The organism is Paraburkholderia lebeckiae, from assembly GCF_050436325.1.
GTDB classification, from domain to species: Bacteria; Pseudomonadota; Gammaproteobacteria; order Burkholderiales; family Burkholderiaceae; genus Paraburkholderia; species Paraburkholderia tuberum.
Genome location: NZ_JBNDLZ010000003.1, coordinates 2,625,752 through 2,651,043, shown reverse-complemented (window position 1 = coordinate 2,651,043; position 25,292 = coordinate 2,625,752). Strand labels below are relative to the sequence as shown.

Here is a 25,292-nt window from a genome sequence, read left to right as displayed (position 1 = left end):
CATTCGCTACATGCGTTCGCGGGGAATACGATCAACGTCTTTCGGGTCGGCGGGCGAGCCGTTACCTCCCAAAATTGCAGGCACTTGGCCGCGTGCCGTATTGCCGGCTTGACCGAGACCTCCACCGAAGAGCCGGTTCACACGATCCTCCAGTTCCGGCATCCGCGACGCCATCTGGCCACCGACCCAAGAGAACACCTGGTCGGGAACGATGTGAATCAGGCTGAACGTGCTGTTGCACAACGTCTGACACATGCCGACATAGAGCACGATGTAGCCGATGATGCTCACGAGGCCCGTCGTGGAGTCGTATTGAGCGTTCTGCATGGCAACGCCGAACATCGTGTTCAGCAGTGTGCCAAGCACGACGATGCCGGCTCCCGCGAGGACGAAGCCTATCTCCATGAATACCGGCCGGAACATGACGTTGAGCAAAAAGATGTAGCCGTGCGTCGGCCGCTGGCCCATACCCTCCCCTTCGCCGTCGAGGTGCGTCATCGCCCACAGCGGCGACGCAACCATCGACTCACCGACGACGGCGTACCACGACAATACGCCGCTGAACCAGATGATGAACGGAAGCATCGGAATGTAGATCGACAGCATCGCGCCGAAAAAGAACAACGTGATGCACATGACCACGACGAACGGTGCCAACGCATCGAGGACGCCTTTTGCCGCGCCCTTGGCGGCACCGACGATCCCTCCTGTCGCCACGTCTCCGACCACGCCTATCAACTTTCCAACATTGGAGTCCGAAGCCCCCTCCAAGCCCTTCAAGGCGGCATATGCGCCGAGCGCGGTCCAACCAGCGTCGAGAATGTAGTCTCCAAGGTTCTTCATGCCGATCAGCGGATTCGTCGTGCCTCCCGGCCCTTGACCGGAGTTCAGGTTGACCGCCCACTTCACCATGCCTTGGCCGTCGAAGATCTTCCCGAAAATGCTCTTCGCGTCCGTCAGGCCCGTAATGCCGCTTCCGGACGGATTGGTACGACTCTGTGCAGTGGCCACCGACGCGTCTTGTTGATTCTGCTGCGCATACGTCGCGCTGACCTTCCGGTATAGCTGCGGGTACGGCATGTTGTCGGCATCAGTGCCCGGCACAGCGGCCGCCGTCGCGTTTGCCAGTGTAGTCACTTGCGAGTTGGCCTGCGCGAAAGTCTGATACCACGCGCCCATCATGATCCAGCCGTCGCGTTGAAGGTTCGATTGGATCACGCTCGCGAGTCCGCTGATTGCGGTCGAGGAATTCAATATCGCCTGCGAAATCGTAGTCTGGTACTTGAGCGCGGCCTGATTGATCGTGTCCTGCGGATCTGCCGGCTGCGTCTGCCCGTTCACGGACGACACGTAAGCTTGCGCAGCAGCAGACAACGTGGACTGGAGCGTGCTCAATGCGCTCTGGTGTGCGCTGAGCATCTGCGAGTAGATCGATGCCGGGTCAAGCGAATACACGGCCATGCCGTCATACGCTGGCAGCGTCGGCGGTTGCGTAATGTCGATCTCCGCTCCGCCGCACGAAAGGCCGCGTTGGTTCATGAGCACGACCTTGCTGCTCGTCGTGATCGCGGTGAAACTCTCGGCCGGATCGACGGACACGCCGCTGTCGTTCGGCATGTTGGCGATCGCCGTGTTGGCCGCCTGCGCGCAAAGGTTCGCTTCGAAGAGAGCCTTCGCCAGTGTGGTGGCCTGCGGCGAAGCTGGCGTTGCAATCATCGAGCCACCGCTGTTGATCACTGAAACCGCCGGGTCGAGCGACAGGTTCGCAATGCCAACGCCGAGCATTGTTCCCCACAGCATCACCATCTGTGCGCCACAGTAGCCGCCGAACATAGGAACGAGGCCAGCGAAGCCCGCGCCCAAGCGGATGATGAACCATGGTGACGATTTCTTCTGCCCCATGAACTCACCGTCCTGCCCAGTCGCTATCATCGCGGAACCAAAGTGATACATGGCCCAAATCGCACCGACCGCGAGCATGCACGAGTTCAGCACGAGGAACATTTGCGCAAGCATGCCTCCCGACCCGCCACCGGCCGCAAGCGGGTTGTGTACCACCGACCCGTAGACCAGTTCCAGCAGCGACATCGACTTGTCGCCACTTCGGTTTGCGGCGTTCTGGATGTCGCCCATCGACACAGACGACTGCGCAAAGGACGTTACCGATGTCAGCGTGATAACCACGGCAGTTGCGGCTCGCTTGACCTTGCCCATTGAAACGCGATGTCGCGAGCATAGGGCTGCATGAGCGAAGCAACCGGAGAGGTCGTTTGTCTTTGATTGGTCGCTGCTCATTGTCGGATCTCCCTCGCAACTTCGTTTTCGAGTGCTTTGTACGCCTGCCTCAGTAGGAATCCCCAGAAAAAAATGACCCACGCGACGGCCACGGCGACGCCGAGCCAATTCGACCAGCTTCCCCTGCCGTGATGGATGCGCGCCCACCAAAGCGAAGCGAACAGGAAGCAATGCACGAGCACGCACACCTGGGCAATCAAGCAAGCGTCCCTGAATTGCTCATGCGTGAAACCGCCACGCGCACGGCGACGGCGGATGACGGCCAGCGTCGCCGACACAACGCGGGAAAATTCTCGAAAGTCCATGTTGCATCAGCGCCGGGTCAGAGAGAAGAATTGACGCTCCGTCATGGGAGCGGGCACGCAGTAGCCACCGATCACCTGGTAATACGTGGTCGGTCGGTTATAGAGCGCCTCAATGCTTGCGTTGTAAGTCTCGACAAACGAGGCCTGCGCCGGATCGATCGCGATCAGCTTGGCGGCCAGCGGATCGTCCGGAGTTGACCCCGGCGCGCGCTGGACGCCGCTCGTTCCGGAGATGATTTCCGAGGCGGTCTGAGCCATAACCAGCGGCGACGCGGCAGCGAGCATGCACGCGCAAATGACCTTTCGCATGTCAGTACCCCCCTGCGTAGACCACGGCGCGACGCAAGTCATACAAGCCAAACAGGTAGGCCCTCATTTCGCCTGGTTCGCTGCGCTCGATTAGCGTTTCCAAGCGCTCAAGAGGCATGTGAAACGGGTCTTCTCTTTCAAAGACTAAGGACAGTTCGCAATCAGGTGACAGGCTGGTGAGCGGGTGGGCCAGTAGAATGGGAGCAGCCATGATTTCACCTCTCTTGTTCAGGTGAGTTGTGGTCAGGCGTATTGGCCGGTAGCCGCCGGCCAACACGCCGCTTTTTGAAACAATCAGCCGAGCTTTCGGGCCAGGTCACTCGCACGCGGGTGGTAATAGCGCTTCAGCATTTGGACCGTTTTATGGCCAGTCACTGCCGAGAGCTCCAAAACGTTATCGAGGCGTTCGCTAATCCGACTAGTCGCTTCGTGCCGGAGGTCGTGGAACCGCAAGTCGCGGATGCCCGCGCGTTCGCAGGCACGGACGAACGATTGTTTGAGCGCTTCAGCCGAAACGGGGAACACTCGACCATCGATACGGCGATCCTTGGTTGAAAGTTCGGTCAGCGTTTGGATAGCGCGTGACGACAAGGGAACGTCCCTCGCATCGCCATTCTTCGTGTCGTGTAGGCGGACATAGCGCTCCTCAAGAAACACGTCACTCCAACGCAGCGATAGGATCTCGCTACGTCGCATGGCTGTTTCAACCGCCAAGACAACGATCGGCCGCATGTATTCGTTCCGGCAACCGCGACAGCCCCCGGCTCCATAGCCACGAGCAACGTCATCTGGATTTGGTCCCAATTCAGCGAGCAAGCGCTCTTCTTCATCACGACGAAGGCGACGAGTGCGCGCGCGGTTTTCGCGCGGGCGGCGAATTTGGGAAACTGGATTGGTGTGGACGTGGACTCCCCACTCCTTGCTGGCAATGGTGAGCACATGACTGATGATGGTGAGTTCGCGATTGACTGTGGACCCGGAAACTGGCTTACGCTTAGTGTCTCCGGCTAATCGTCGGTCGCGATATTGGGCGATATGCGTACCCGTAAGCGCGGCGATCCTGATCCGGGCCAAGGGGTCGCTGATAAGGCACTGGATACGTAAGATTTCGAGGTCGCCACCTTTTTTGTATGGCGAAATCTCCCGTCCATAGCGTTCCAAGAGGTCCGCGAGCGTAGTGCGCTCCGCGCTGGTGCGATCAACAAACACTCCCCGCACGATCTCGCTCTCGATGGTCGCAGCCCAAACTTGCGCTTCGCGACGCGACGGGAATGTTCTGGAGATCGATACGCCGCCCTTTTTTCTGATCTGGGCTTCGTATTTAGTGGTGCCCCGACTGGAGCGCTTGATGATGCTTGGCATGCTTCCCGTTCCCCTCCGCAACGCTAGTGCGGAAAATTTACGGGAGCCTCGGGAAGTGGGCGAGGAACGAATCTCGGAATTCTTGCTAATCCCTTGATTCTATTTGGTGCGCCCGGCTGGGATCGAACCAGCAACCCCTGCCTTCGGAGGGCAGTACTCTATCCATTGAGCTACGGGCGCTTCACCACAAAACTGCGGGGAATCTACGCGAAAGCGCGCCAACCAGAACGGACGCGACGCCAACGCGAGAGACCGCAAGGATACCCGGTTTCGGCCGAACCGTCCACAGGACGGCCTCCGACGCCCATCCCAGCGTCTTCCCCGACCCCTGCCATCGTCCATGCCGATCCGGGTAAACGCCTGCTGAACACCGTCCTGGGCACCTCGCCGCCGCCGAAAGCTTGCGTCTATAATCGTCCGTGGCTGATAAAGAACAAGAAGTTGCCGTCGCGCTGTACCGCTCACACACCCACGGAGACTAGACAAGCATGAGCGAAGCACCACACGGAGCCCCGATCAAAACCCCAGCACAGCTCATCGCCGCGGTCATCGCCGGGTTTGCCGTGCCGATCGTCATCATCGTTCTGCTCGCCGTCTACGTCGATAATTCGACGCGCACCGGCGCCGGCACCGACTCTCTCTCGGAAGCCGAAGTCACCTCCCGCATCCATCCGATCGCCCAAGTCGAGATCCGCGACGCCAACGCACCGCGCGTCTACAAGAGCGGCGAGGAAGTCTACAAGGCGGTCTGCTCGGCGTGTCACGCGTCGGGTGCCGCAGGCGCGCCGAAATTCACCAACACCGCCGACTGGGCGCCGCGCATCGCGCAGGGCTTCGACACGCTGTGGCACACCGCGCTGTCCGGCAAGGGCGCCATGCCGCCGCGCGGCGGCACGAGCCCCGACGACTACAGTGACTTCGAGATCGCGCGCGCGGTCGTCTATATGGCGAACAATTCGGGCGCGAGCTTCCCCGAGCCGGCCCAGCCGGCGGCGGGCGCGGCCGCGGCATCCGGCGCGACAGCGGCGTCCGGTGCAGCAGGTGCATCGGATGCGGGCGCGGCCCAGGCCGCCGCGGCGATGGCCGCAATGGCCAGCGTGCCGCAGACTCCCGCCCCGGCAGCAGCTGGCGCGCAAAGCGCGGACGCCTCGCAGGCCGGCAAGGCGCTGTATCAGTCGGTATGCCAGGCCTGTCACGCGGCCGGCGTGCTGAACGCGCCGAAGTTCGGCGACAAGGAAGCATGGGCGCCACGCCTGAAGGACCCGATGGACACCGTCTATAACTACGCGCTGCACGGCAAGGGCGCGATGCCGCCGAAGGGCGGCTCGAATGCATCGGATGCGGACGTGAAGGCCGCGGTCGACTATATGGTCAGCGCGGTGAAGTAAAGCACGCGGCATCGGCCGTCGCTGAAATGAAAAATCCCTGCATGCGCTAACGCGATGCAGGGATTTTTTATGTGCAATCGCAAGCAACCGCAACTGGCGGGCACTTGCAGTCCCGCCCGCTCACAACTTCTGCAACAACGCCTTCAGGCTCGCGAGCCGGTCCTTCGGCGACATCGGCGCTTCTTCCGGTGTCGGCGGCGGCGCATCGTCGAGCAGCATTTCGTTGATGAAGCGCGACGCCTCGCAGACGACCGTCTCCCGCGCCCGCTTGCGCTTCTTGCACCAGTTCAGATGCAGGCTGCGCTGCGCGCGCGTGATCGCGACGTACATCAGCCGGCGTTCCTCCTCGATGCGCGCGTCGTCGATCGGCTCGTCGTCCGCGCCGCCGCGATGCGGCATGATGCCTTCCTCGACGCCGACCAGGAACACGTGCGGATACTCGAGCCCCTTCGACGCATGCACGGTCGACAGCCGTACCGCATCCGGATCTTCCTCGCGGCCTTCGAGCATCGACATCAGCGCGACCGTCTGGATCAGCCCGAGCAGGTTCTTGCCAGTGTCGCCGAAGCCGTCGGCGGTGTCGTAGCCGGTCGCTTCGCTGCCACTGCCGTGCTCCGGCTCTTCCTTCGTGCCCTTGCGCTTGAGCCACTCGATGAACTCCAGCACGTTCTGCCACTTCGCCTGCGCCTGGCGTTCGTCGAACGCGTCGTACAGATACGCTTCGTAGTGGATCGCCTCCATCAGCTCATTGAGCAGCGTGCCCGCCGCGTCCTTCTCCGCGCGGTCGGTCAGGCGCTGCATGAAGTCGCAGAACGCGCGCATCGGCTCGATCTGACGCGGCGACAAACGCGCCTCGATGCCGCCCATGTAGACCGCCTCGAACAGCGACACCTTCGCCTGACCCGCGAACGCGCCGAGCGCCTCCAGCGTCGTATTGCCGACGCCGCGACGCGGTGTCGTGATCGCGCGGATGAACGCGGGATCGTCGTTCGCGTTGGCGATCAGACGCAGGTACGCGCAGATGTCCTTGATCTCGGCCTTATCGAAGAACGACTGGCCGCCCGACAGCACGTACGGAATCCGTTCGCGGCGCAGCACCTGCTCGAAGATGCGCGCCTGGAAGTTGCCGCGATAGAGGATCGCGTAGTCGCGGAAATTCGCGCGCCGCTCGAACTTGTGCGCGGACAGCCGAAACACGACGGACTCCGCCTCGTGCTCCTCGTCGTTGCAGCCCGTCACCGTGATCGTGTCGCCCATGCCGTGCTCGGACCACAGCTTCTTCTCGAACAGCTTCGGGTTGTTCGCGATCACGTTGTTCGCGGCGGTCAGGATCCGCACCGTCGAGCGGTAATTCTGCTCGAGCTTGATCAGATGCAGGTTCGGAAAATCCTTGCCGAGCTGGCCGAGGTTTTCGAGGGTCGCGCCGCGCCAGCCGTAGATCGCCTGATCGTCGTCGCCGACCGCCGTGAACGCCGCGCGCTTGCCGGCCAGGAGCTTCACCAGTTCGTACTGGCACGCGTTGGTGTCCTGATACTCGTCGATCAGCAGATAGCGCAGCTTGTTCTGCCAGCGGTCGCGCACCTGCTCGTTGCTCGCGAACAGTTCGGCGGGCAGGCGGATCAGATCGTCGAAATCGACCGCCTGGTACGCATGCAGCGTCGCCACGTAGTTGCGATAGACGATCGCCGCCTGATGCTCGTCCTCGGTCGAGGCGGTCGCGATCGCCTGCTCGGGCATGATCAGGCCATTCTTCCACAGCGAGATGATCGACTGGATCTTGCGAATGAAGCCCTTGTCCGTCGAGCCGACCTGTTCCTGGATCATGCCGAAGCAGTCGTCGGAATCCATGATCGAGAACTGCGGCTTCAGGCCGACATGCTCCGCCTCCTGACGCAAAATCTGCACGCCTAGCGAGTGGAAGGTACACACCGTCAGCTGGTTCACGGGCACCTTGCGGCCTTCCTTGCCGGGTGCGGTCAGCGTCTTGCCTTCGAGCAGCTTGCCGACGCGCTCGCGCATCTCCGCCGCGGCCTTGTTCGTGAACGTGACGGCGGCGATGTGGCGTGGCTCGAAGCCCTTCGCTTCGATCAGGTGCGCGATTTTCTGCGTGATCACGCGCGTCTTGCCGCTGCCGGCGCCGGCGAGCACGAGACAGGGGCCGTCGAGATAACGGACCGCTTCACTTTGAGCGGGGTTCAGGCCTGCGGACATCGTTTGTGGATGGGTAATACGGTTGAGGGCCGCTGAGCTCGGACCGGCGGGTGGCGCCGGCCGAAGGCCCGGGGCATGCTGCGCGGCGCAATGCGCGCGAGAGGTGCGATGTTAACATGGCCACCGCGATGGCCACCGCGATGGACGCCCTCGTTGGATGCCTCGATGGTTCGGACGCCCCGACGGGCTGCGCGCAAGGCCGGCCGTCATGCTCAGCCCCCAGTCCAGCCCACAAATGCCACAATGATGAGATTGCGCGCCGCCGCCGCGGTGGCAAGGCGGCGCGCCGCTCCTCCAGGAAGACTCGCATGTCCGCAACGCTGAAAATTGGATTGATGGGCTACGGCTTCGCCGGCGCGACGTTTCACGCACCGGTGATCGAACACTGCGGACGCGCGAGGGTCGCCGCGATTGCGACCGGGCAATCCGAGCGCGCGCACGCCGACTATCCGCACGCGAAAATCGTCGCCGATCTCGACGCGCTGCTTGCGCTCGACGACATCGACTGCGTCGTGATCGCGACGCCCAACGACACCCACTTCGACCTCGCGCGCCGCACCCTCGAAGCCGGCAAGCATGTGGTCGTCGACAAGCCTGTCACGCTGAGCGCCGCCGACGCCCACACGCTTGCCAATATCGCGCTCGCGCGCGGCAAGCTGTTCGCGCCCTTTCACAACCGCCGCTGGGACGGCGATTTTCTGACCGTGCGCGATCTGCTCGCGCGCGTGGAACTGGGTCGCCTCACGCAGTACGAATCGCATTTCGACCGCTTCCGGCCGGGCGTGCGTCAGCGCTGGCGCGAAGACGTGACGCGCGGCGGCGGTCTGCTGTTCGATCTCGGTCCGCATCTGATCGACCAGGCGCTCGCCCTCTTCGGCGCGCCGAAGACCGTATCGGCGACGGTGCGCACCCATCGCGACGACGCAAGTGCACCCGACTACGTGCACATCCAGCTCGGCTACGACGAGTTCGAGGTCGTGCTGCACGCAAGCGCGCTGACCGCGTTGCCGGGAGCGCGCTTTGCTATCCACGGCACGCGCGGCAGCTACGTGAAGTACGGCCTCGACACCCAGGAAGATCAGCTGAAAGCGGGCCTGCGCCCCGGCGACGCAGGCTTCGGCGCCGGCAACAGCCCCGGCGTGCTGCGCGTGCTCGAAGGCGACGAGGAAGTCGAGTGCGAATTGCCGACCCGCAACGGCGAGTACGCAGGCTTCTATATTGCGTTGGCCGACGCGATCCAGAACCGCGTCGCATTTCCGATCAGCACGCGCGACGCGGTCGACGTGATGACGATCATCGACCTAGCCGCGCGCAGTTCCGAGCAGGGCGTGCGACTGCCGTTCGAGCGGATTCGCTGAGCCCCGCCGCGCTGCGCGTCGACACCGCGACACCACGAGCTGTGTACCAAAAACGGGACCGCCTTTAGCGCCGCGAAGGTTGTCGGCGCGGGCTTTCCTGACGTTCCGGAAAGGAACATAACGTTACAAATTCGCCCGCTGCAGAGTCAGCGGGCGTTCTTCGTCAGCCGTTGCTAGTGAGGTAGCAACCCAACACGACAACGACTCCGGGAGAATCCATGTCTCGAATCATCCGTGCCCTTGTTGCATGCGCGCTGCTCGGCTCCGTCGCCGCCTGCGTGGTAACGCCCCCGCCGGCGCCGCATCCGGGCCCGACTCCGCAGCAGATCGCGGACCAGCGTCTGCATCAGGTCGACGGCCGCATCGACAATCTCGCGCACCGTATCGATAACCGCGTGAATCAGGGCTATTACCCGCCGCCGCAAGGCGCCGCGCTGCATCACCGTCTCGAGACGATTCGCCAGGAAGCGCATGACATGGCCGCACAGCATGGCGGCGGTCTGTCCGCGGAAGAACAGCGCGTGCTGAATCAGGAACTGGACAATGCGGCTCATGCGATCGGCGAGTGAGTCTGCGAGCAAGTGGGCAAACCGAATCGGCAAACGAGCCACCAGGTGAGCCCCCACTACCGCTCATCGTGCGGTCACGGATGGCACCGGGAGAAGCAACTGAAAAGCGCGGGCACCACGGTCCGCGCTTTTCTTTTTGACGCCCCCGAACAGCCACAGCCGGCCCCACACCGCTCCCGGGCCTTTATTTGACAAGCCCCGGCCCGTCGCGTACATTCGCCGCACGCGTCGGGAGAGCGTGCTGGCAGGCGAAAAATCGCAGGCCGCGCCGCCGAAGGGGCACACCCGCAAACTCTCAGGCAAAAGGACCGACCGCGTCGAAAAACCCGTCTTCCGGCGGCTTTTTCGCACTCTGGAGAGCGGCAGTAGCCATCCGCGTCGCACGTCGTGCACCGCAGGCCGGCTGCCCACCGAAGGGGCGCGCGTTTCACCGTGATGGATCGAGCTCATTGAGCCAGTCGCGGCGGCGCAATCTCTCAGGTATCGAGGACAGAGGGGTCATGCAGAAGCACGCTCGCAGGCACACGGCCGCGAGGCAGTGCGCCGCATGACCTTTTTTGTTTCGCGAGATGCCCGAGGCCCCATGACCGAACTCAAACACACCCCGCTCCACGCCGCTCACCGCGCGCTCAATGCTCGCATGATCGACTTCGGCGGCTGGGACATGCCCGTCAACTACGGCTCGCAGATCGAGGAACATCGCGCGGTGCGCACCGACGCCGGCATGTTCGACGTGTCCCACATGTGCGTGGTCGACTTCACCGGCGAGCGCGTCCGCGCGTTCTTCGAATACGCGCTCGCGAACAACGTCGCGAAGCTGCAAACGCCGGGCCGCGCGCTCTACTCCTGCATGCTGAATCCGAACGGCGGCGTGATCGACGATCTGATCGTCTATTACTTCGCCGAAGACCACTTCCGCGTGGTCGTCAACGCCGGCACCGCCGACAAAGACATCGCCTGGTTCGGCCAGCTCAACGCGGGCGGCTTCGGTCTCACCATCACGCCGCGCCGCGATCTGGCGATCGTCGCCGTGCAAGGCCCGAACGCACGCGAAAAGGCCTGGCAAACCGTGCCGGCCGCGCGCGCCGCGACTGAAGCGCTGAAGCCGTTCAACGCCGCGCGCGTCGACGGCACGCCGTTCGGCGAGCTGACCGTCGCGCGCACCGGCTATACCGGTGAAGACGGCTTCGAGATCATCGTGCCGGCTACCCACGTCGAAGCGCTGTGGAATGCGCTCGCGGCCCACGGCGTGCGCCCGGCCGGTCTCGGCGCGCGCGATACGCTGCGCCTCGAAGCCGGCATGAACCTGTACGGCCAGGACATGGACGACAATGTCTCGCCGCTCGACGCCGGCCTCGCATGGACCGTCGACCTGGCCTCGCCGCGCGAGTTCGTCGGCAAGAGCAGCCTCGAAGCCGACGGCTCGCGCGCCGCGTTCGTCGGCCTGATGCTGCTGAAGGAAAACGGCAAGGCCGCGGGCGTGCTGCGCGCGCATCAGAAAGTCGTCACGCCGCACGGCGACGGCGAAATCACCAGCGGCACGTTCTCGCCGACCATGCAGGAATCGATCGCCTTCGCGCGCGTGCCGAAAGGCGTGCGGTCGGGCGACACCGTGCACGTCCAGATTCGCGACAAAGCCTGTCCCGCAAGCGTGGTAAAACTGCCGTTCGTGCGCAACGGCAAGGTGCTGGCGGTCTAGGCGGCCGGCGCACGCCCCTACATTCAAACACTACCGAACATACCGTTCAGGAGCATCCAATGAGCATCCCGGCCGAACTGAAATACACCGAATCGCACGAATGGGTCCGCACCGAAGCGGACGGCACGCTGACGGTCGGCATCACCGATCACGCGCAGGAAGCGCTCGGCGACATCGTCTTCTTCGAAGTCCAGGAACTCGGCAAATCCGTGACCGCGGGCGACACCGTCGCCGTGATCGAATCGGTGAAGGCCGCTTCCGATATCTACGCGCCGGTTTCGGGCGAAGTCATCGAGGCGAACATGACCGTCGCGGACTCGCCCGAAACCGTCAACAGCACGCCGTACGACAGCTGGCTGTTCAAGATCAAGCCGGCCGCCGATGCGTCGCTCGACCGTCTGATCGACGCCGAGGCGTACGCGAAGTCGATCGGCGCCTGAGTCGCCTTTTGTTTTAACCGTCAGGCGCGGCGCTCGCACAACGGCGCGCCGCGCCGCCAGGAACACCCATGAAGCTCGAACACCCGGATCGTCTGATGAACCGCACTCCTCTCTCGCTCGCCGCGCTCGAAGTGCACGACGCCTTCGCCGAACGGCATATCGGCCCGGATACGGCCGACCAGCAAGCGATGCTCGAAGCGCTCGGCTTCGCGTCGCGCGCGGCATTGATCGACGCCGTCATCCCGAAGACGATCCGCCGCACCGAAACGCTGCCGCTCGGCCCCTTCGCGCAACCGAAGAGCGAAGCCGAAGCGCTCGCCGCCTTGCGCGAGCTCGCGGACAAGAACCAGGTGTTCCGCTCCTACATCGGCCAGGGCTATTACAACGCCCATACGCCGACGGTGATCCTGCGCAACGTGCTCGAAAATCCGGCGTGGTACACCGCGTACACGCCGTACCAGCCTGAAATTTCCCAAGGCCGTCTGGAAGCGCTCCTGAACTTCCAGCAGATGGTCACCGACCTGACCGGCCTCGCGATCTCGAACGCATCGCTGCTCGACGAAGCGACCGCCGCCGCCGAAGCGATGACGCTGCTGCAACGCGTCGGCAAACCGAAGTCGAACGTGTTCTTCGTTGCCGACGACGTGCTGCCGCAGACCATCGAAGTAGTGAAGACGCGCGCGACGCCGGTCGGCATCGAAGTGAAAGTCGGCCCGGCCGCTGAAGCCGCCGACGCCAACGCATTCGGCGTGCTGCTGCAATACCCGGGCGTGAACGGCGACGTGCGCGACTACCGCGCGCTGACCGAAGCGATCCACGCGGCGGGCGGCCATGTCGTCGTCGCCGCCGACCTGCTCGCGCTGACGCTGCTTACGCCGCCGGGCGAATGGGGCGCGGACGTCGCGGTCGGCAATACGCAGCGTTTCGGCGTGCCGGTCGGCTTCGGCGGCCCGCATGCCGCGTACCTCGCGGTGCGCGACGAATTCAAGCGGCAAATGCCGGGACGTCTGGTCGGCGTAACCGTCGACGCGCAAGGCAACCCCGCGCTGCGTCTCGCGCTGCAAACGCGCGAGCAACACATCCGCCGCGAGAAGGCGACCTCGAACGTGTGCACCGCGCAGGCGCTGCTCGCGATCATGGCGAGCATGTACGCGGTCTATCACGGCCCGCGTGGCCTGAAGACGATCGCACTGCGCGTCAATCGCATCGCCACGCTGCTCGCCGAAGGCGCGAAGCAGCTTGGCTATAAGCTCGTCAACGAAACTTTCTTCGACACGCTCACGTTCGACACCGGCGCCCGCACGCAAGCGCTGCACGACGCGGCTACGGCCAGGTGCATCAACCTGCGCCACGTGAGCGCGACGCAAGTCGGCCTGTCGATCGACGAAACCACCACGCGCCACGATCTGGCCGACCTGCTCGCGGTGTTCGCTCAAGCGGCCTTCGCGAGCGACGTGCCGCAAGTCGACGCGCTCGACACCGCGCTCAACGCATCGAACTCTGCGTCGGTGCCGGCCGCGCTCGAACGCACGAGCGCGTACCTGACGCATCACGTGTTCAACCGTCATCATTCGGAAACGGAAATGCTGCGCTATCTGCGCAGTCTGTCGGACAAGGACCTCGCACTCGATCGCTCGATGATCCCGCTCGGCTCCTGCACGATGAAGCTGAATGCGACGTCGGAAATGCTGCCGGTCACGTGGCCCGAGTTCGGCCAGATCCATCCGTTCGCACCGACCGAACAGACCGTCGGCTACCGCGAGATGATCGATCAGCTCGAAGAGATGCTGGTCGCCGCGACCGGCTATGCGGCCGTGTCGCTGCAGCCGAACGCGGGCTCGCAGGGCGAGTACGCGGGCCTTTTGATCATCCACGCCTATCACGCGTCGCGCGGCGAAGCGCATCGCGATGTCTGTCTGATTCCCGCTTCGGCGCACGGCACGAACCCGGCGTCGGCGCAAATGGCCGGCATGCAGGTCGTGGTCGTCGCATGCGACGCGCAGGGCAACGTCGATATCGAAGACCTGAAGAAGAAGGCCGCGCAGCACGCCGATAAGCTCGCGGCGATCATGATCACGTACCCGTCGACGCACGGCGTGTTCGAACAGAACGTCCGCGAAATCTGCGAGATCGTGCATGCGCACGGCGGCCAGGTGTACGTGGACGGCGCGAACATGAACGCGATGGTCGGCCTGTGCGCGCCGGGTCAGTTCGGCGGCGACGTCTCGCACCTGAACCTGCACAAGACCTTCTGCATTCCGCACGGCGGCGGAGGACCGGGCGTCGGTCCGGTCGCGGTCGGCGCGCATCTCGCGCAGTTCCTGCCGAACCAGACCTCGTCGGGCTACCAGCGCGCGGACGATGGCATCGGCGCGGTGTCGGCCGCGCCGTACGGCTCGGCGTCGATCCTGCCGATCTCGTGGATGTACATTGCGATGATGGGCGCGAAGAACCTGACCGCCGCGACCGAAACCGCGATCCTCAACGCGAACTACGTCGCCAACAAGCTCGCGCCGCACTATCCGGTGTTGTACTCGGGCCCGGGCGGCCTCGTCGCTCACGAGTGCATTCTCGATCTGCGTCCGATCAAGGACACGAGCGGCATTACCGTCGACGACGTCGCGAAGCGCCTCGCCGACTATGGCTTCCACGCGCCGACGATGAGCTTCCCGGTACCGGGCACGCTGATGGTCGAACCGACCGAGTCGGAGTCGAAAGAAGAGCTCGACCGCTTCATCGAGGCGATGATCGCGATCCGCGAGGAAATCCGCGCGGTCGAGGAAGGCCGCGCGGACCGCGAGGACAATCCGCTGAAGCACGCGCCGCACACGGCGGCGGTCGTGATTTCTGACGACTGGAAGCATGCGTATGCGCGCGAGACCGCCGCCTACCCGCTGAAGACGCTGATCGCGAACAAGTACTGGCCGCCGGTCGGTCGCGCGGACAACGTGTACGGCGATCGCAACCTGTTCTGCTCGTGCGTGCCGATCGCCGATTACGAGTAAGCGGCGCGAGTCGGCGAGACGTCATGCGCGGCGCCGTGAAGGTCCGTCGGCGTTTGCGAGCGGTCCACCCGCGGTCCTGTCGTTGAAAGCCGCAACCGGCTAACATCACACACCGAATCAGCCTAACGAGGAGTTTCGCATGGCGCGAAAGGTGCGATTGATGCAAAGCCGGGCCGAAGCGGCAGGCGTCCGTCCGTGGCGGCCCGCTTACGCGGTACTGTTGGCCGCAGCGGCCGCGTTGCTGCCGCTGCGCGCGGCGCAGGCCGCGATGAATTTCTGCGCGGCGCCGGCGCTGCAAACGAGCGAGCGCACCAATGCCGATCCCGGCGTCAAGGCGCTCGTCGCCAACGTGCAGGCACATCTGAACGAGCAGCCGCATGCGCTCGCCAAATTGCACACCGAGGGCACGCTGCCGCACGAGGGCATCTACGATCAGAGCGTCGAAGCGGAGAAGGATCTCGACCTGCTGCGCGACGCCGCGCTCGCGTGGCGCGCGACCAGCGACGACCGCTTCCTGAAGCTCGTCGACCGTCTGCTGTACGCGTGGGTCACGACCTATCAGCCGAGCTTCAATCCGATCGACGAAACGCGTTTCGAAGGTCTGATCCTCGCGTACGACATGACCGCGAGCGCGTTGCCCGTCAAAACGCGCAACGCGGCGATGGCGTTTCTGACGAAGCTCGCGAACGGCTACATCGCGCAGATCGACGCGCAGCCGCGGCCGCTCACTGGCACGTTCCGCAACAATTGGCAAAGCCACCGCATCAAGCTGATCGCTATGGCGGCATTCACGCTCGACAACCGCAAGATGATCAACGCCGCGCAGCGGCTGTTCGTCGAGCATATCGGCGACAACATCGCCCCGGACGGCTCGACGATCGACTTCGGCGAGCGCGATGCGCTGCACTACGTGACCTACGATCTGCAACCGCTGGTGACGGCCGCGCTCGCCGCGCGCCGCCACAACCGCAACTGGCTGCAGGAGAAGGGCGCGAACGGCGCGACGCTGCTCGCCGCGCTGAATTGGCTCGTGCCGTTTGCTACCGGCGGCCAGACGCATGAGGAATTCGTGCATTCGAACGTCGCGTTCGATGCAAAACGTCGCGAGGCCGGCTTGCCCGGCTATTCGGGTCAGTGGGATCCGAAGAACGCGACGGAACTGTTTCACCTGGCGGCCCGTCTCGACGGACGCTTTACGCCAGTCGCCCTGCAGCTCGCACCCACGCCGCCCGCGTGGCTCGCCGTGTGCTTGCCGCTGCCGGCGCGCTAAACTCTTTCTATAGGCAGGGAGCAGTACATGGCAGTCAGCGTCTTCGATCTCTTCAAAATCGGCATTGGTCCGTCGAGCTCGCACACGGTCGGGCCGATGCGCGCGGCGCTAATGTTCGTCCAGGGACTCGAGCGCGACGGGCTGCTCGCTTCCACTGCATCGGTGAAAGCGGAGCTGTACGGCTCGCTCGGCGCGACCGGCAAGGGACACGGCACCGATCGCGGCGTCATGCTGGGCCTGATGGGCGACGCGCCCGACACCGTCGATCCCGAGACGATCGCACAACGGCTCGAAGCAGTGCGCACGTCGCGCCGACTCGCGCTGCTCGGCACGCACGAGGTGCCCTTCGTGCAGAAAGAGCACATCGCGTTTTATCGTCAGGCGCTGCCCGAGCACCCGAACGGCCTGAAGCTGTTCGCCTTCGATGCGCAAGGGGCAACGCTACGCGAGTCGACCTATCTGTCGGTCGGCGGCGGCTTCGTCGTGACGGCCGGCGCGCCGAACACGAAGGTATTGAGCGCCGTCGATCAGCTTCCGCATTCGTTCCGTACCGGCAACGAATTGCTCGCGCTGTGTGCGGCGAGCGGCAAGAGCATCGCGCAGTTGATGTGGGAAAACGAGCGCGTCTGGCACAGCGAGGAAGAAACGCGAGCGGGTCTGCTGAAGATCTGGGACGTGATGCAATCATGCGTCGCGCGCGGATGCGGCATCAACAATCCCGATGCCGATAGTCACTTGCCCGGACCTTTCCAGGTGAAGCGGCGCGCGCCGCAGCTCTATCGCGCGTTGACGGGCAACCCGGAGCGCGCGTTGCAGGATCCGCTGTCCATGGTCGACTGGATCAACCTGTACGCGATCGCCGTCAACGAAGAGAACGCGGCGGGCGGCCGCGTCGTCACCGCGCCGACCAATGGCGCGGCCGGCATCATTCCGGCGGTGCTGCATTACTACACGCGCTTCATGCCGGGCGCGAACGAGCAGGGCGTGATCGACTTCCTGATGACGGCCGCCGCGATCGGCATCCTGTACAAGCTGAATGCGTCGATCTCCGGTGCGGAGGTGGGCTGTCAGGGCGAAGTCGGCGTCGCATGCTCGATGGCCGCGGGCGCGCTGGCCGCCGTGATGGGCGGCACGCCGAAGCAGGTCGAGAACGCCGCGGAAATCGGCATGGAGCACAACCTCGGGCTCACCTGCGATCCGGTCGGCGGCATGGTGCAGATTCCGTGCATCGAGCGCAACGCGATGGCATCCGTGAAGGCGGTCAATGCCGCGCGCATGGCGTTGCGCGGCGACGGCAGCCACTACGTGTCGCTCGATTCGGTGATCAAGACGATGCGCGAAACCGGCGCGGACATGAAGACCAAGTACAAGGAAACGTCGCGCGGCGGACTCGCGGTAAATATCGTCGAGTGTTGAGTCGTTGAGCGCGGCATTCAATTGCGTGCGATCGCATCGGAAAAGCGCGGGCCCTGCGGCTCGCGTTTTCATTTGCGCGATCGTGTTGCGCGTACGCCGATCGAACGGTTGCGCTGCGCCATGACAACGCCCATGTGCTCGGCGTAAGCTGTCGAAGCGCCCATCGGCCGCTGTTGCACGTTCCGCCGATGCGGCTCCATCCCAACGCACCCACGCACTGCCAGGAGGCTTCTTCGCAATGTCGCTGCCGAATGCTCCCGCTGCCGATTCCGCTGCCAATTCCGTCATCGCTTCCCATCCCGCACGCACGACCGGCGCGCGCCTCGTCGTCGAGGCGTTGCTCACACACGGCGTCGAGCGCGTGTTCTGCGTCCCCGGCGAAAGCTTTCTCGCCGTGCTCGATTCGCTGCACGACGAAACCGGGCGCATCCAGACGATCGTCTGCCGTCACGAAGCCGCGGCCGCGAACATGGCCGAAGCGCTCGGTAAGCTGACCGGCCGCCCGGGTGTCGCGCTCGTCACACGCGGGCCGGGCGCGACGCATGCGTCGATCGGCGTTCACACTGCGTTTCAGGACTCCACGCCGATGATTCTGCTGATCGGTCAGTGCGCGCGCGAACATCTCGATCGCGAGGCATTTCAGGAGATCGACTACCGGCGCATGTTCGGTCAGATGGCGAAGTGGGTCGCGCAGATCGACGACCCGAAGCGCATCCCCGAATATCTGAGTCATGCGTTTCATACGGCTACGTCGGGCCGCCCGGGGCCGGTCGTGCTGGCGCTGCCCGAAGACGTGCTGAGCGATGCCTGCGACGCGGTACCTGGCGCACCCGCTTATCACCGCGTGGCGGCGTCGCCATCGGCCGCGCAGATCGCGAAGCTGCGTGAGTTGCTCGAAGGCGCGCAACGGCCGATGGTGATCGCCGGCGGCAGCGGCTGGACAGAGGCCGCATGCGCGGACCTGCGGCGTTTCATCGAAAACTGGCAGTTGCCGATTGGCCTCGCGTTCCGCTTCCAGGACACCTTCGACAACGAGCATCCGAACTACGCGGGCGACGTCGGTCTCGGCATCAATCCGGCGCTCGCTCAGCGCATTCGCGACGCGGACTTGCTGCTCGCGCTCGGTCCGCGCCTCGGCGAAGCGACGACCAACGGCTACACGCTGCTCGACATCCCGAAGACCAAGCAGACGCTCGTGCACGTGCATCAGGGCACGGAAGAACTGGGCCGCGTATATGCGGCCGATCTGCCGATCGTCTCGGGCATGCCTGAGCTTGCGGCGATGCTTGCGGAACTGAAACCGTCGTCGTCCGGCAGGCTCGCCTGGGCGGGTGCCGCTGAGGAAGCGCATCGCGCGTATCTGGATTGGCGCAAGCCGCGCCCAATTCCCGGCGACGTGCAGATGGGCGAAGTGATCCAACAGTTACGCGCCCACTTGCCCGACGACGCGATCCTTACGAACGGCGCGGGCAATTACGCGACGTGGCTGCATCGGCATTTCTCGTATCGGCGCTTCCGTTCTCAGCTCGCGCCGACGAGCGGCGCGATGGGCTACGGCGTGCCGGCGGCGCTCGCGGCGAAGTCGCTGTATCCACAGCGCGCGGTGGTCGCGCTCGCCGGCGACGGCTGCTTCATGATGGCCGCGCAGGAGCTCGCGACAGCGATGCAGTACGACCTGCGCGTGCTGTTCATCGTCGTCAACAACAGCCAATTCGGGACGATCCGCATGCATCAGGAGCGACACTATCCGCATCGCGTGCATGGCACCGGCCTCACGAATCCGGACTTCGCGGCATTCGCGCGATCGTTCGGCGCGCATGGCGAAACCGTTGAACGTACCGGGGATTTTCTGCCGGCGTTGCAACGCGCGATCGAATCGCAGTTGCCGGCCGTGATCGAAATTCGCATGCCGCAGGAAGCGAGCACGCCCGCGGCGACGCTCGAGATGATTCGTGAGCAGGGGAGGAAGATGCGCGGGCAGTGAAAATCGCCAAGTGGCCCGACAGCGTGTCGAATGCGCCGCCCATAAAAAAACCCCGCCAGAGCGGGGTTTTCTATTATCAACCGTAGTCAGCAAAAAACTTACTTGCCGCCCACGCTTTGCAGCGTCGTCCACTTGCCATCGACGACCTTGTACAGCGTGATACCGCCGTTCTTCAGATCGCCGCGCGCGTCGTACGCGAGGTTGGCCGAGGTCACGGCCGGCTTCGACGTCTTGGCGAGCACCGGCAGGTACTTGGCAGGATCGGTCGAGTTCGCGGTCTTCATCGCGGTGAACATCGCCATCGCGCCGTCGAACGCGTACGGCGAGTACGTTTGCACGTCTTCGTTAAAGCGCGCCTTGTACTTCTCGACGTATGCCTTGCCGCCCGGCATTTCTTCGAGCGGCAGACCGGCGAGCGAGGCCACCGTGCCGTTCGCCGCGTCGCCGGCGAGTTTGATGAAGGTCGGCGTGTGGACCATTTCGCCGCCCATCAGCGGCGCCTTCACGCCGAGCTGCTTCATCTGCTTGACCATCGGTGCTGCTTGCGAATCCGCGCCGCCGTAATAGATCAGATCCGGGTTCGACGACTTCAGCTTGGTCAGGATCGACTTGAAGTCGACGGCCTTGTCGTTCGTGTATTCACGATCGACGATCGTCGCGCCTGCCGCCTTCGCAGCCTTCTCGAACTGATCCGCAAGACCCTGGCCGTAAGCGGTGCGATCGTCGACGATCGCGATCTTCTTCATGCCAAGATTCTTCACCGCGAACGTGCCAGCGACCGAGCCTTGCTGCGTGTCGGACGTCATCATGCGGAAGGTGGTCTTGAAGCCCTGCTGCGTGTATTCCGGCGCGGTCGCCATTGCGATCTGCGGAATGCCCGCGTTCGCGTAGATGCGCGAGGCCGGAATCGTCGTGCCCGAGTTGAAGTGGCCCAGCATGCCCTTGATGCCGTCATCCACGAGCTTCTGCGCGACCGTCGTGCCGGTGCGCGGGTCGGCCTGGTCGTCGGCCGAGTCGAGCACGATGTGAACCTGCTTGCCGCCGATCACAGGCTTCGTCGCGTTGAACTCTTCGACCGCGAGCGTGATGCCGTTCTGGAAGTCCTTGCCATAGTGCGCCTGTGCGCCCGTCATCGGACCGGCGAAACCGATCTTCACGTCTTCCGTCGATTGAGCGTTGGCCGTCCCCGCCAGCGACATGGCAGCAACCAGAGCTGCGCCTGCCAGCTGTTTCATTTTGTGTTGCATAGCTTCTCCTTGATACCAGGTGTGGATGAAGCGGTATCGGGGTCGCCGTGCCGCTTCCTTTCTATTGAATAAATCGCCGAGGTTCGCTCAACCGATCGTCATCAAATTCGCATTGCCGCCTGCCGCCGCGGTATTCACGCTGACCGAGCGCTCGGTGAGCAGACGCTCGAGCGCATAGTCCTCGTCGCCGCTCGCGAGCGCACGGGCCGCGACGCCCTGCACCGACACGATCGGCCCCGCGCGCTTCGCGACCTCCTTCACGAGCGCGAGCAGTTCATCGCTGTCGCCTTCGAACAGCACGGCGTCGAACGGCGCGTCGGCGCTCTTCTTCACGCTCGCGTGGGCCTTCAGAGACGCCGGCAATTGCGAAACCAATTGTTCACCGGCCGCGCCCTCGAACAACGCACGATTTCCCGTAGCCAGCGCCGCCGCGAACTGCACGCGCGCGCCGCTCGCCGTCGACGCGATACACAGCACCGTGCCGCGCGGGCCCAGCGTGTACGTATTGCGCTCGCCGGTCGGCCCCGACAGTACCGCGGTCGCGCCCGCCGGCACATGCGACAGATAGCCGTCGCAACGCGCGGCGAGCTGCGGCTCGCGCTCGGCGATCAGCCAGTCGCGCAACGCGGTCAGCGCGGCCGCCGGATTGTCGCCCTTTTCTGCCGCCTGCGGTACTTCGATCACCAGCGCCTGCGCGAGCGACTTCGGCAAACCAGCCGGACGCGTTGCGAGCAGACGCTGCAGATATAACGCACCGCCGGCCTTCGGCCCCGTACCCGACAGTCCTTCGCCGCCGAACGGCTGCACCCCGACCACCGCGCCGATCACGTTGCGGTTCACGTAGATGTTGCCTACGTGTGCGCGGCTGATCACGTGCGCGATCGTTTCGTCGATGCGCGTGTGGATGCCGAGCGTCAAACCGTAACCCGTCGCGCGAATCTGTTCGAGCAGCTTGTCGAGCTGGCTGCGGCGGTAGCGCACCACGTGCAGCACCGGACCGAACACTTCGCGCTTCAGCTCGTCGATGCTGTCGAGCTCGATCAGCGTCGGCGGCACGAAAGTACCCTGCGTCGCGCCCTCCGGCAGCGGCAGTTGCTCGACCTTGCGGCCCTTGTCGCGCATCGCGGCGATGTGGGCGTCGATGCCGCGCTTCGCGTCCAGGTCGATCACCGGGCCGACGTCGGTCGACAGCCGGTCCGGGTTGCCGAGCGCGAGCTCGCGCATCGCGCCCGTCAGCATTTCGAGCGTGCGGTCCGCGACATCGTCCTGCAAACAAAGAACGCGCAACGCCGAACACCGTTGACCGGCGGAGTCGAAAGACGACTGCAGCACGTCGGCGACGACCTGCTCGGCGAGCGCCGACGAGTCGACGATCATCGCGTTCTGGCCGCCGGTTTCGGCGATCAGCGGAATCGGCTTGCCATCCGGATCGAGTCGGCCGGACAGCGTCTTGTTGATCAGACGCGCGACTTCGGTCGAGCCGGTGAACATCACCGCACGCGTGCGCGGATCGGCGACCAGCGCGGCTCCGACCGTCTCGCCATTGCCCGGCAGCAGTTGCACCGCGCCCGCCGGCACGCCCGCTTCGCGCAGAATTCGCACCGCTTGAGCTGCGATCAGCGGCGTCTGTTCGGCCGGTTTCGCGAGCACCGTGTTGCCGGCCGCGAGCGCGGCGGCCACCTGGCCCATGAAAATCGCCAGCGGGAAATTCCACGGGCTGATACAGACCACCGGACCGAGCGGACGATGCGTATCGTTCGAAAACTCGTCGCGGATCTGCGTCGAGTAGTAGCGCAGGAAGTCGATCGCCTCGCGGATTTCAGCGACCGCGTTGGCGAGCGATTTGCCCGCTTCGCGCACCACGAGGCCCATCAGCGTGTGCATCTGCGCTTCGAGCAGATCCGCGGCGCGCGCGAGGCAATCCGCGCGCGCCTCGACCGGCGTCGCCTGCCAGATCGGCGCGGCGGCCACCGCATGGCCGAGCGCGGCGCTCACATGCTCCGCCGTCGCTTCGACGACCGTGCCGACGAGATCACGCTGGTCGGCCGGGTTGCGCACGTCGCGCCCAGCGCCGACCGCGATCTCGTTGTCTTCGAGCATCGGCGCGGCGCGCCAGGGGTGATGCGCGCTCGCGAGCAGCGCCGACGACAGCGACGCGAGCCGATGCTCGTTCGACAGATCGAAGCCCATCGAATTGAGCCGTTCCGCGCCATACAGATTGCGCGGCAGCGGAATGCGCGCGTGCGGCGCGCCGAGCGGCACGATCCCCGACGCTTCCTCTACCGGATCGGCGACCAGGTCCTTGATCGCGACGGATTCGTCGGCGATGCGGTTCACGAACGACGTGTTCGCGCCGTTCTCAAGCAGCCGGCGCACGAGGTACGCGAGCAGCGTCTCATGCGTACCGACCGGTGCGTACACGCGGCACGGGCGGTTCAGCTTGTCGCGGCCGGTGACTTCTTCGTACAGCGGCTCGCCCATGCCGTGCAGGCACTGGAACTCGTACTGGCCGGGGTAGTAGTTGTTGCCCGCGAGGTGATAGATCGCCGACAGCGTGTGCGCGTTGTGCGTCGCGAACTGCGGATAGACGGCGTCGGGCGCGCCGAGCAGTTTCTTCGCGCAGGCGAGGTACGACACGTCGGTGTAGACCTTGCGCGTGTAGACCGGATAGCCTTCGAGGCCGTCGACCTGCGCGCGCTTGATTTCCGTATCCCAGTACGCGCCCTTCACGAGCCTCACCATGACACGGTGACGGCTGCGGCGCGCCAGATCGATCAGGTAGTCGATCACGAACGGGCAGCGCTTCTGATACGCCTGCACGACGAAGCCGATGCCGTTCCAGCCTTGCAGCTCCGGATCGAAGCACAGCGCTTCGAGCAGATCCAGCGACAGTTCGAGGCGGTCGGCTTCTTCGGCGTCGATATTGAGGCCGATGTCGTAGCGGCGCGCGAGGATCGCCAGCGAACGCACGCGCGGCAGCAGCTCGCTCATCGTGCGTTCCTGCTGCGCGCGCGAGTAGCGCGGGTGCAGCGCCGACAGCTTGATCGAGATGCCGGGACCTTCGTAGATGCCGCGGCCGCCCGCGGCCTTGCCGATCGCGTGGATCGCCTGCTCGTACGACGCGTAGTAGCGCTGCGCGTCGGCCTCGGTGGTGGCCGCTTCGCCGAGCATGTCGTAGGAATAGCGGAAACCGCGCGCCTCGTACTTGCGGCTGTTCGCGAGCGCTTCGGAAATGTTCTCGCCGGTCACGAACTGCTCGCCCATCAGGCGCATCGCCATGTCGACGCCCTTGCGGATCAGCGGCTCGCCGCCCTTGCCGATCAGGCGCGTGAGCGCCGACGACAGGCTCGTCTCGCTATTGGTCGTCACCAGCTTGCCGGTGATCATCAGACCCCAGGTCGCCGCGTTGACGAACAGCGACGGCGCCTGGCCGACGTGCGATTTCCAGTCGCCCTTGCTGATCTTGTCGCGGATCAGCGCGTCGCGGGTCGCGCGGTCGGGGATGCGCAGCAGCGCCTCGGCGAGGCACATCAGCGCGACGCCTTCCTGGCTCGACAGCGAAAATTCGTGGATCAACCCCTCGACGCCGCCGCCCTTGCTCTTCGAGCGCAGCGTTTCGACGAGCTTGCCGGCCATCGCCTGCACGTCGCCGGCGAGGTTGGCCGGCAGCCGCGCCTGGCCGAGCAGGAACGGTACGCACTCGGGTTCAGGGCGGCGATACGCGGCGGTGATCGCCGCGCGCAACACCGACTGCGGTTGCACGTTCTGCGCGAAATCGAGGAACGGATGGGACGCGCCGTCTTCGTCGTTTTCGACCGCAGCACCGTCGGCGAGATCGGCCGTGCCGGTCGCGCCCGACAGTTCGGCCGGCAACTGGCCGTGCTCGATCTTTTCGAGGTAGGCGAAAATCGCCTGCTTGATCAACCAGTGCGGGGTGCGCTCGAGGCGGGTGGCGGCATCTTTGAGCCGGGAACGCAGGAGGTCGTCGACCTTGACGCCAAGAGTGGTGCTAGCCATGTTTCCTTCTTTGATACCGGGCGCGAGCCTGGCGAAAGACTAAAAGTTGGGCGAATCGTACGCCTCCAAATAAAAAGGTGCAACCAAATCGGCACGTTGGTTGCACCCCGCCGGAAGCCTTATGGAGCATGGGTTTCCGGGCGGTGACCGACAGTCGAACCGGGGTGTTTGCGATCGGTATTTTCCCTGGCGTGATTCTTTTTGAAATAAGCCTTATCAAACGACTTCGCGCGCCGATATACAGAAGCACGAAGACGGACGGCCCGAAACGTCGGTTTCAGGGCACGCAGAAAAGATAAACGGGGTTCCCGAGGGTTGGTGTAATGGAAAAGTGGCTGGTAATACTGGGCGTCTGGGCGATGTGCGCGGCCTGTGCGGTGTTTTTCATTCGAGGCGCGACCAGGGCCTCGAATCGGC

General features: G+C 64.5%; 16 protein-coding genes, 1 tRNA gene and 2 riboswitches. Of the genes, 9 read left to right on the top strand and 8 right to left on the bottom strand.

All coding sequences use genetic code 11. The features are described from left to right. Window positions 1–6 precede the first annotated feature (6 nt). The 5 genes from OKW44_RS30050 to OKW44_RS30030 form a co-directional block, all read right to left on the bottom strand. Window positions 7–2,481: a DotA/TraY family protein gene (locus OKW44_RS30050; protein ID WP_239499016.1), complete on the bottom strand. Its 2,475-nt coding sequence runs from the start codon at window positions 2,479–2,481 to the stop codon at window positions 7–9. 125 nt (window positions 2,482–2,606) lie between these two features. Next, a complete protein-coding gene (locus tag OKW44_RS30045; RefSeq protein ID WP_018418829.1) occupies window positions 2,607–2,885 on the bottom strand; it encodes a hypothetical protein in 279 nt (92 codons plus the stop codon). A 25-nt stretch (window positions 2,886–2,910) separates the two neighbouring features. Continuing rightward, entirely contained in the window at window positions 2,911–3,120 is a 210-nt protein-coding gene (locus tag OKW44_RS30040; protein ID WP_113061897.1) for a hypothetical protein, read from the bottom strand. A gap of 83 nt (window positions 3,121–3,203) precedes the next feature. Next, complete coding sequence (locus OKW44_RS30035) at window positions 3,204–4,271, bottom strand: site-specific integrase (RefSeq protein ID WP_018418831.1); 1,068 nt, start codon at window positions 4,269–4,271, stop codon at window positions 3,204–3,206. Window positions 4,272–4,375: 104 nt separating this feature from the next. Then, a tRNA-Arg gene (locus tag OKW44_RS30030) sits at window positions 4,376–4,451 on the bottom strand. A gap of 308 nt (window positions 4,452–4,759) precedes the next feature. Between OKW44_RS30030 and OKW44_RS30025 the strand changes: the two genes are divergently transcribed. After that, a complete protein-coding gene (locus tag OKW44_RS30025) occupies window positions 4,760–5,659 on the top strand; it encodes a c-type cytochrome (RefSeq protein WP_018418832.1) in 900 nt (299 codons plus the stop codon). Between the two features lie 120 nt (window positions 5,660–5,779). On the opposite strand, the gene OKW44_RS30020 is transcribed toward OKW44_RS30025, so the two are convergent. Beyond that, window positions 5,780–7,870: a UvrD-helicase domain-containing protein gene (locus OKW44_RS30020; protein WP_018418833.1), complete on the bottom strand. Its 2,091-nt coding sequence runs from the start codon at window positions 7,868–7,870 to the stop codon at window positions 5,780–5,782. A 308-nt stretch (window positions 7,871–8,178) separates the two neighbouring features. On the opposite strand from OKW44_RS30020, the gene OKW44_RS30015 reads away from it, so the two are divergent. The 8 genes from OKW44_RS30015 (at window position 8,179) to OKW44_RS29980 (ending at window position 19,611) form a co-directional block, all read left to right on the top strand. Then, complete coding sequence (locus tag OKW44_RS30015; protein ID WP_018418834.1) at window positions 8,179–9,228, top strand: oxidoreductase; 1,050 nt, start codon at window positions 8,179–8,181, stop codon at window positions 9,226–9,228. A gap of 218 nt (window positions 9,229–9,446) precedes the next feature. Then, entirely contained in the window at window positions 9,447–9,797 is a 351-nt protein-coding gene (locus OKW44_RS30010; RefSeq protein WP_018418835.1) for a hypothetical protein, read from the top strand. Window positions 9,798–10,016: 219 nt separating this feature from the next. Further along, window positions 10,017–10,118: riboswitch (glycine riboswitch) on the top strand. Window positions 10,119–10,139: 21 nt separating this feature from the next. Continuing rightward, window positions 10,140–10,300, top strand: a riboswitch (glycine riboswitch). 80 nt (window positions 10,301–10,380) lie between these two features. Continuing rightward, a complete protein-coding gene (gene gcvT / locus OKW44_RS30005; protein WP_018418836.1) occupies window positions 10,381–11,496 on the top strand; it encodes a glycine cleavage system aminomethyltransferase GcvT in 1,116 nt (371 codons plus the stop codon). A gap of 59 nt (window positions 11,497–11,555) precedes the next feature. Then, window positions 11,556–11,936: a glycine cleavage system protein GcvH gene (gcvH, locus tag OKW44_RS30000; RefSeq protein WP_018418837.1), complete on the top strand. Its 381-nt coding sequence runs from the start codon at window positions 11,556–11,558 to the stop codon at window positions 11,934–11,936. Between the two features lie 68 nt (window positions 11,937–12,004). Beyond that, a complete protein-coding gene (gene gcvP / locus OKW44_RS29995) occupies window positions 12,005–14,941 on the top strand; it encodes an aminomethyl-transferring glycine dehydrogenase (RefSeq protein WP_018418838.1) in 2,937 nt (978 codons plus the stop codon). A gap of 139 nt (window positions 14,942–15,080) precedes the next feature. After that, complete coding sequence (locus tag OKW44_RS29990) at window positions 15,081–16,211, top strand: alginate lyase family protein (RefSeq protein WP_018418839.1); 1,131 nt, start codon at window positions 15,081–15,083, stop codon at window positions 16,209–16,211. Window positions 16,212–16,238: 27 nt separating this feature from the next. Continuing rightward, window positions 16,239–17,627, top strand: a complete 1,389-nt coding sequence (locus OKW44_RS29985) for an L-serine ammonia-lyase (protein ID WP_018418840.1) — start codon at window positions 16,239–16,241, stop codon at window positions 17,625–17,627. 238 nt (window positions 17,628–17,865) lie between these two features. Beyond that, the gene (locus tag OKW44_RS29980; protein WP_018418841.1) at window positions 17,866–19,611 is read left to right on the top strand and encodes a thiamine pyrophosphate-binding protein; all 1,746 of its coding nucleotides are present in this window, start codon (window positions 17,866–17,868) and stop codon (window positions 19,609–19,611) included. 98 nt (window positions 19,612–19,709) lie between these two features. On the opposite strand, the gene OKW44_RS29975 is transcribed toward OKW44_RS29980, so the two are convergent. Together OKW44_RS29975 and putA are read right to left on the bottom strand one after the other, a co-directional pair. Continuing rightward, entirely contained in the window at window positions 19,710–20,858 is a 1,149-nt protein-coding gene (locus tag OKW44_RS29975; RefSeq protein ID WP_018418842.1) for a branched-chain amino acid ABC transporter substrate-binding protein, read from the bottom strand. Window positions 20,859–20,945: 87 nt separating this feature from the next. Next, window positions 20,946–24,875, bottom strand: a complete 3,930-nt coding sequence (putA, locus tag OKW44_RS29970; protein ID WP_018418843.1) for a trifunctional transcriptional regulator/proline dehydrogenase/L-glutamate gamma-semialdehyde dehydrogenase — start codon at window positions 24,873–24,875, stop codon at window positions 20,946–20,948. Between the last annotated feature and the right edge of the window lie 417 nt (window positions 24,876–25,292).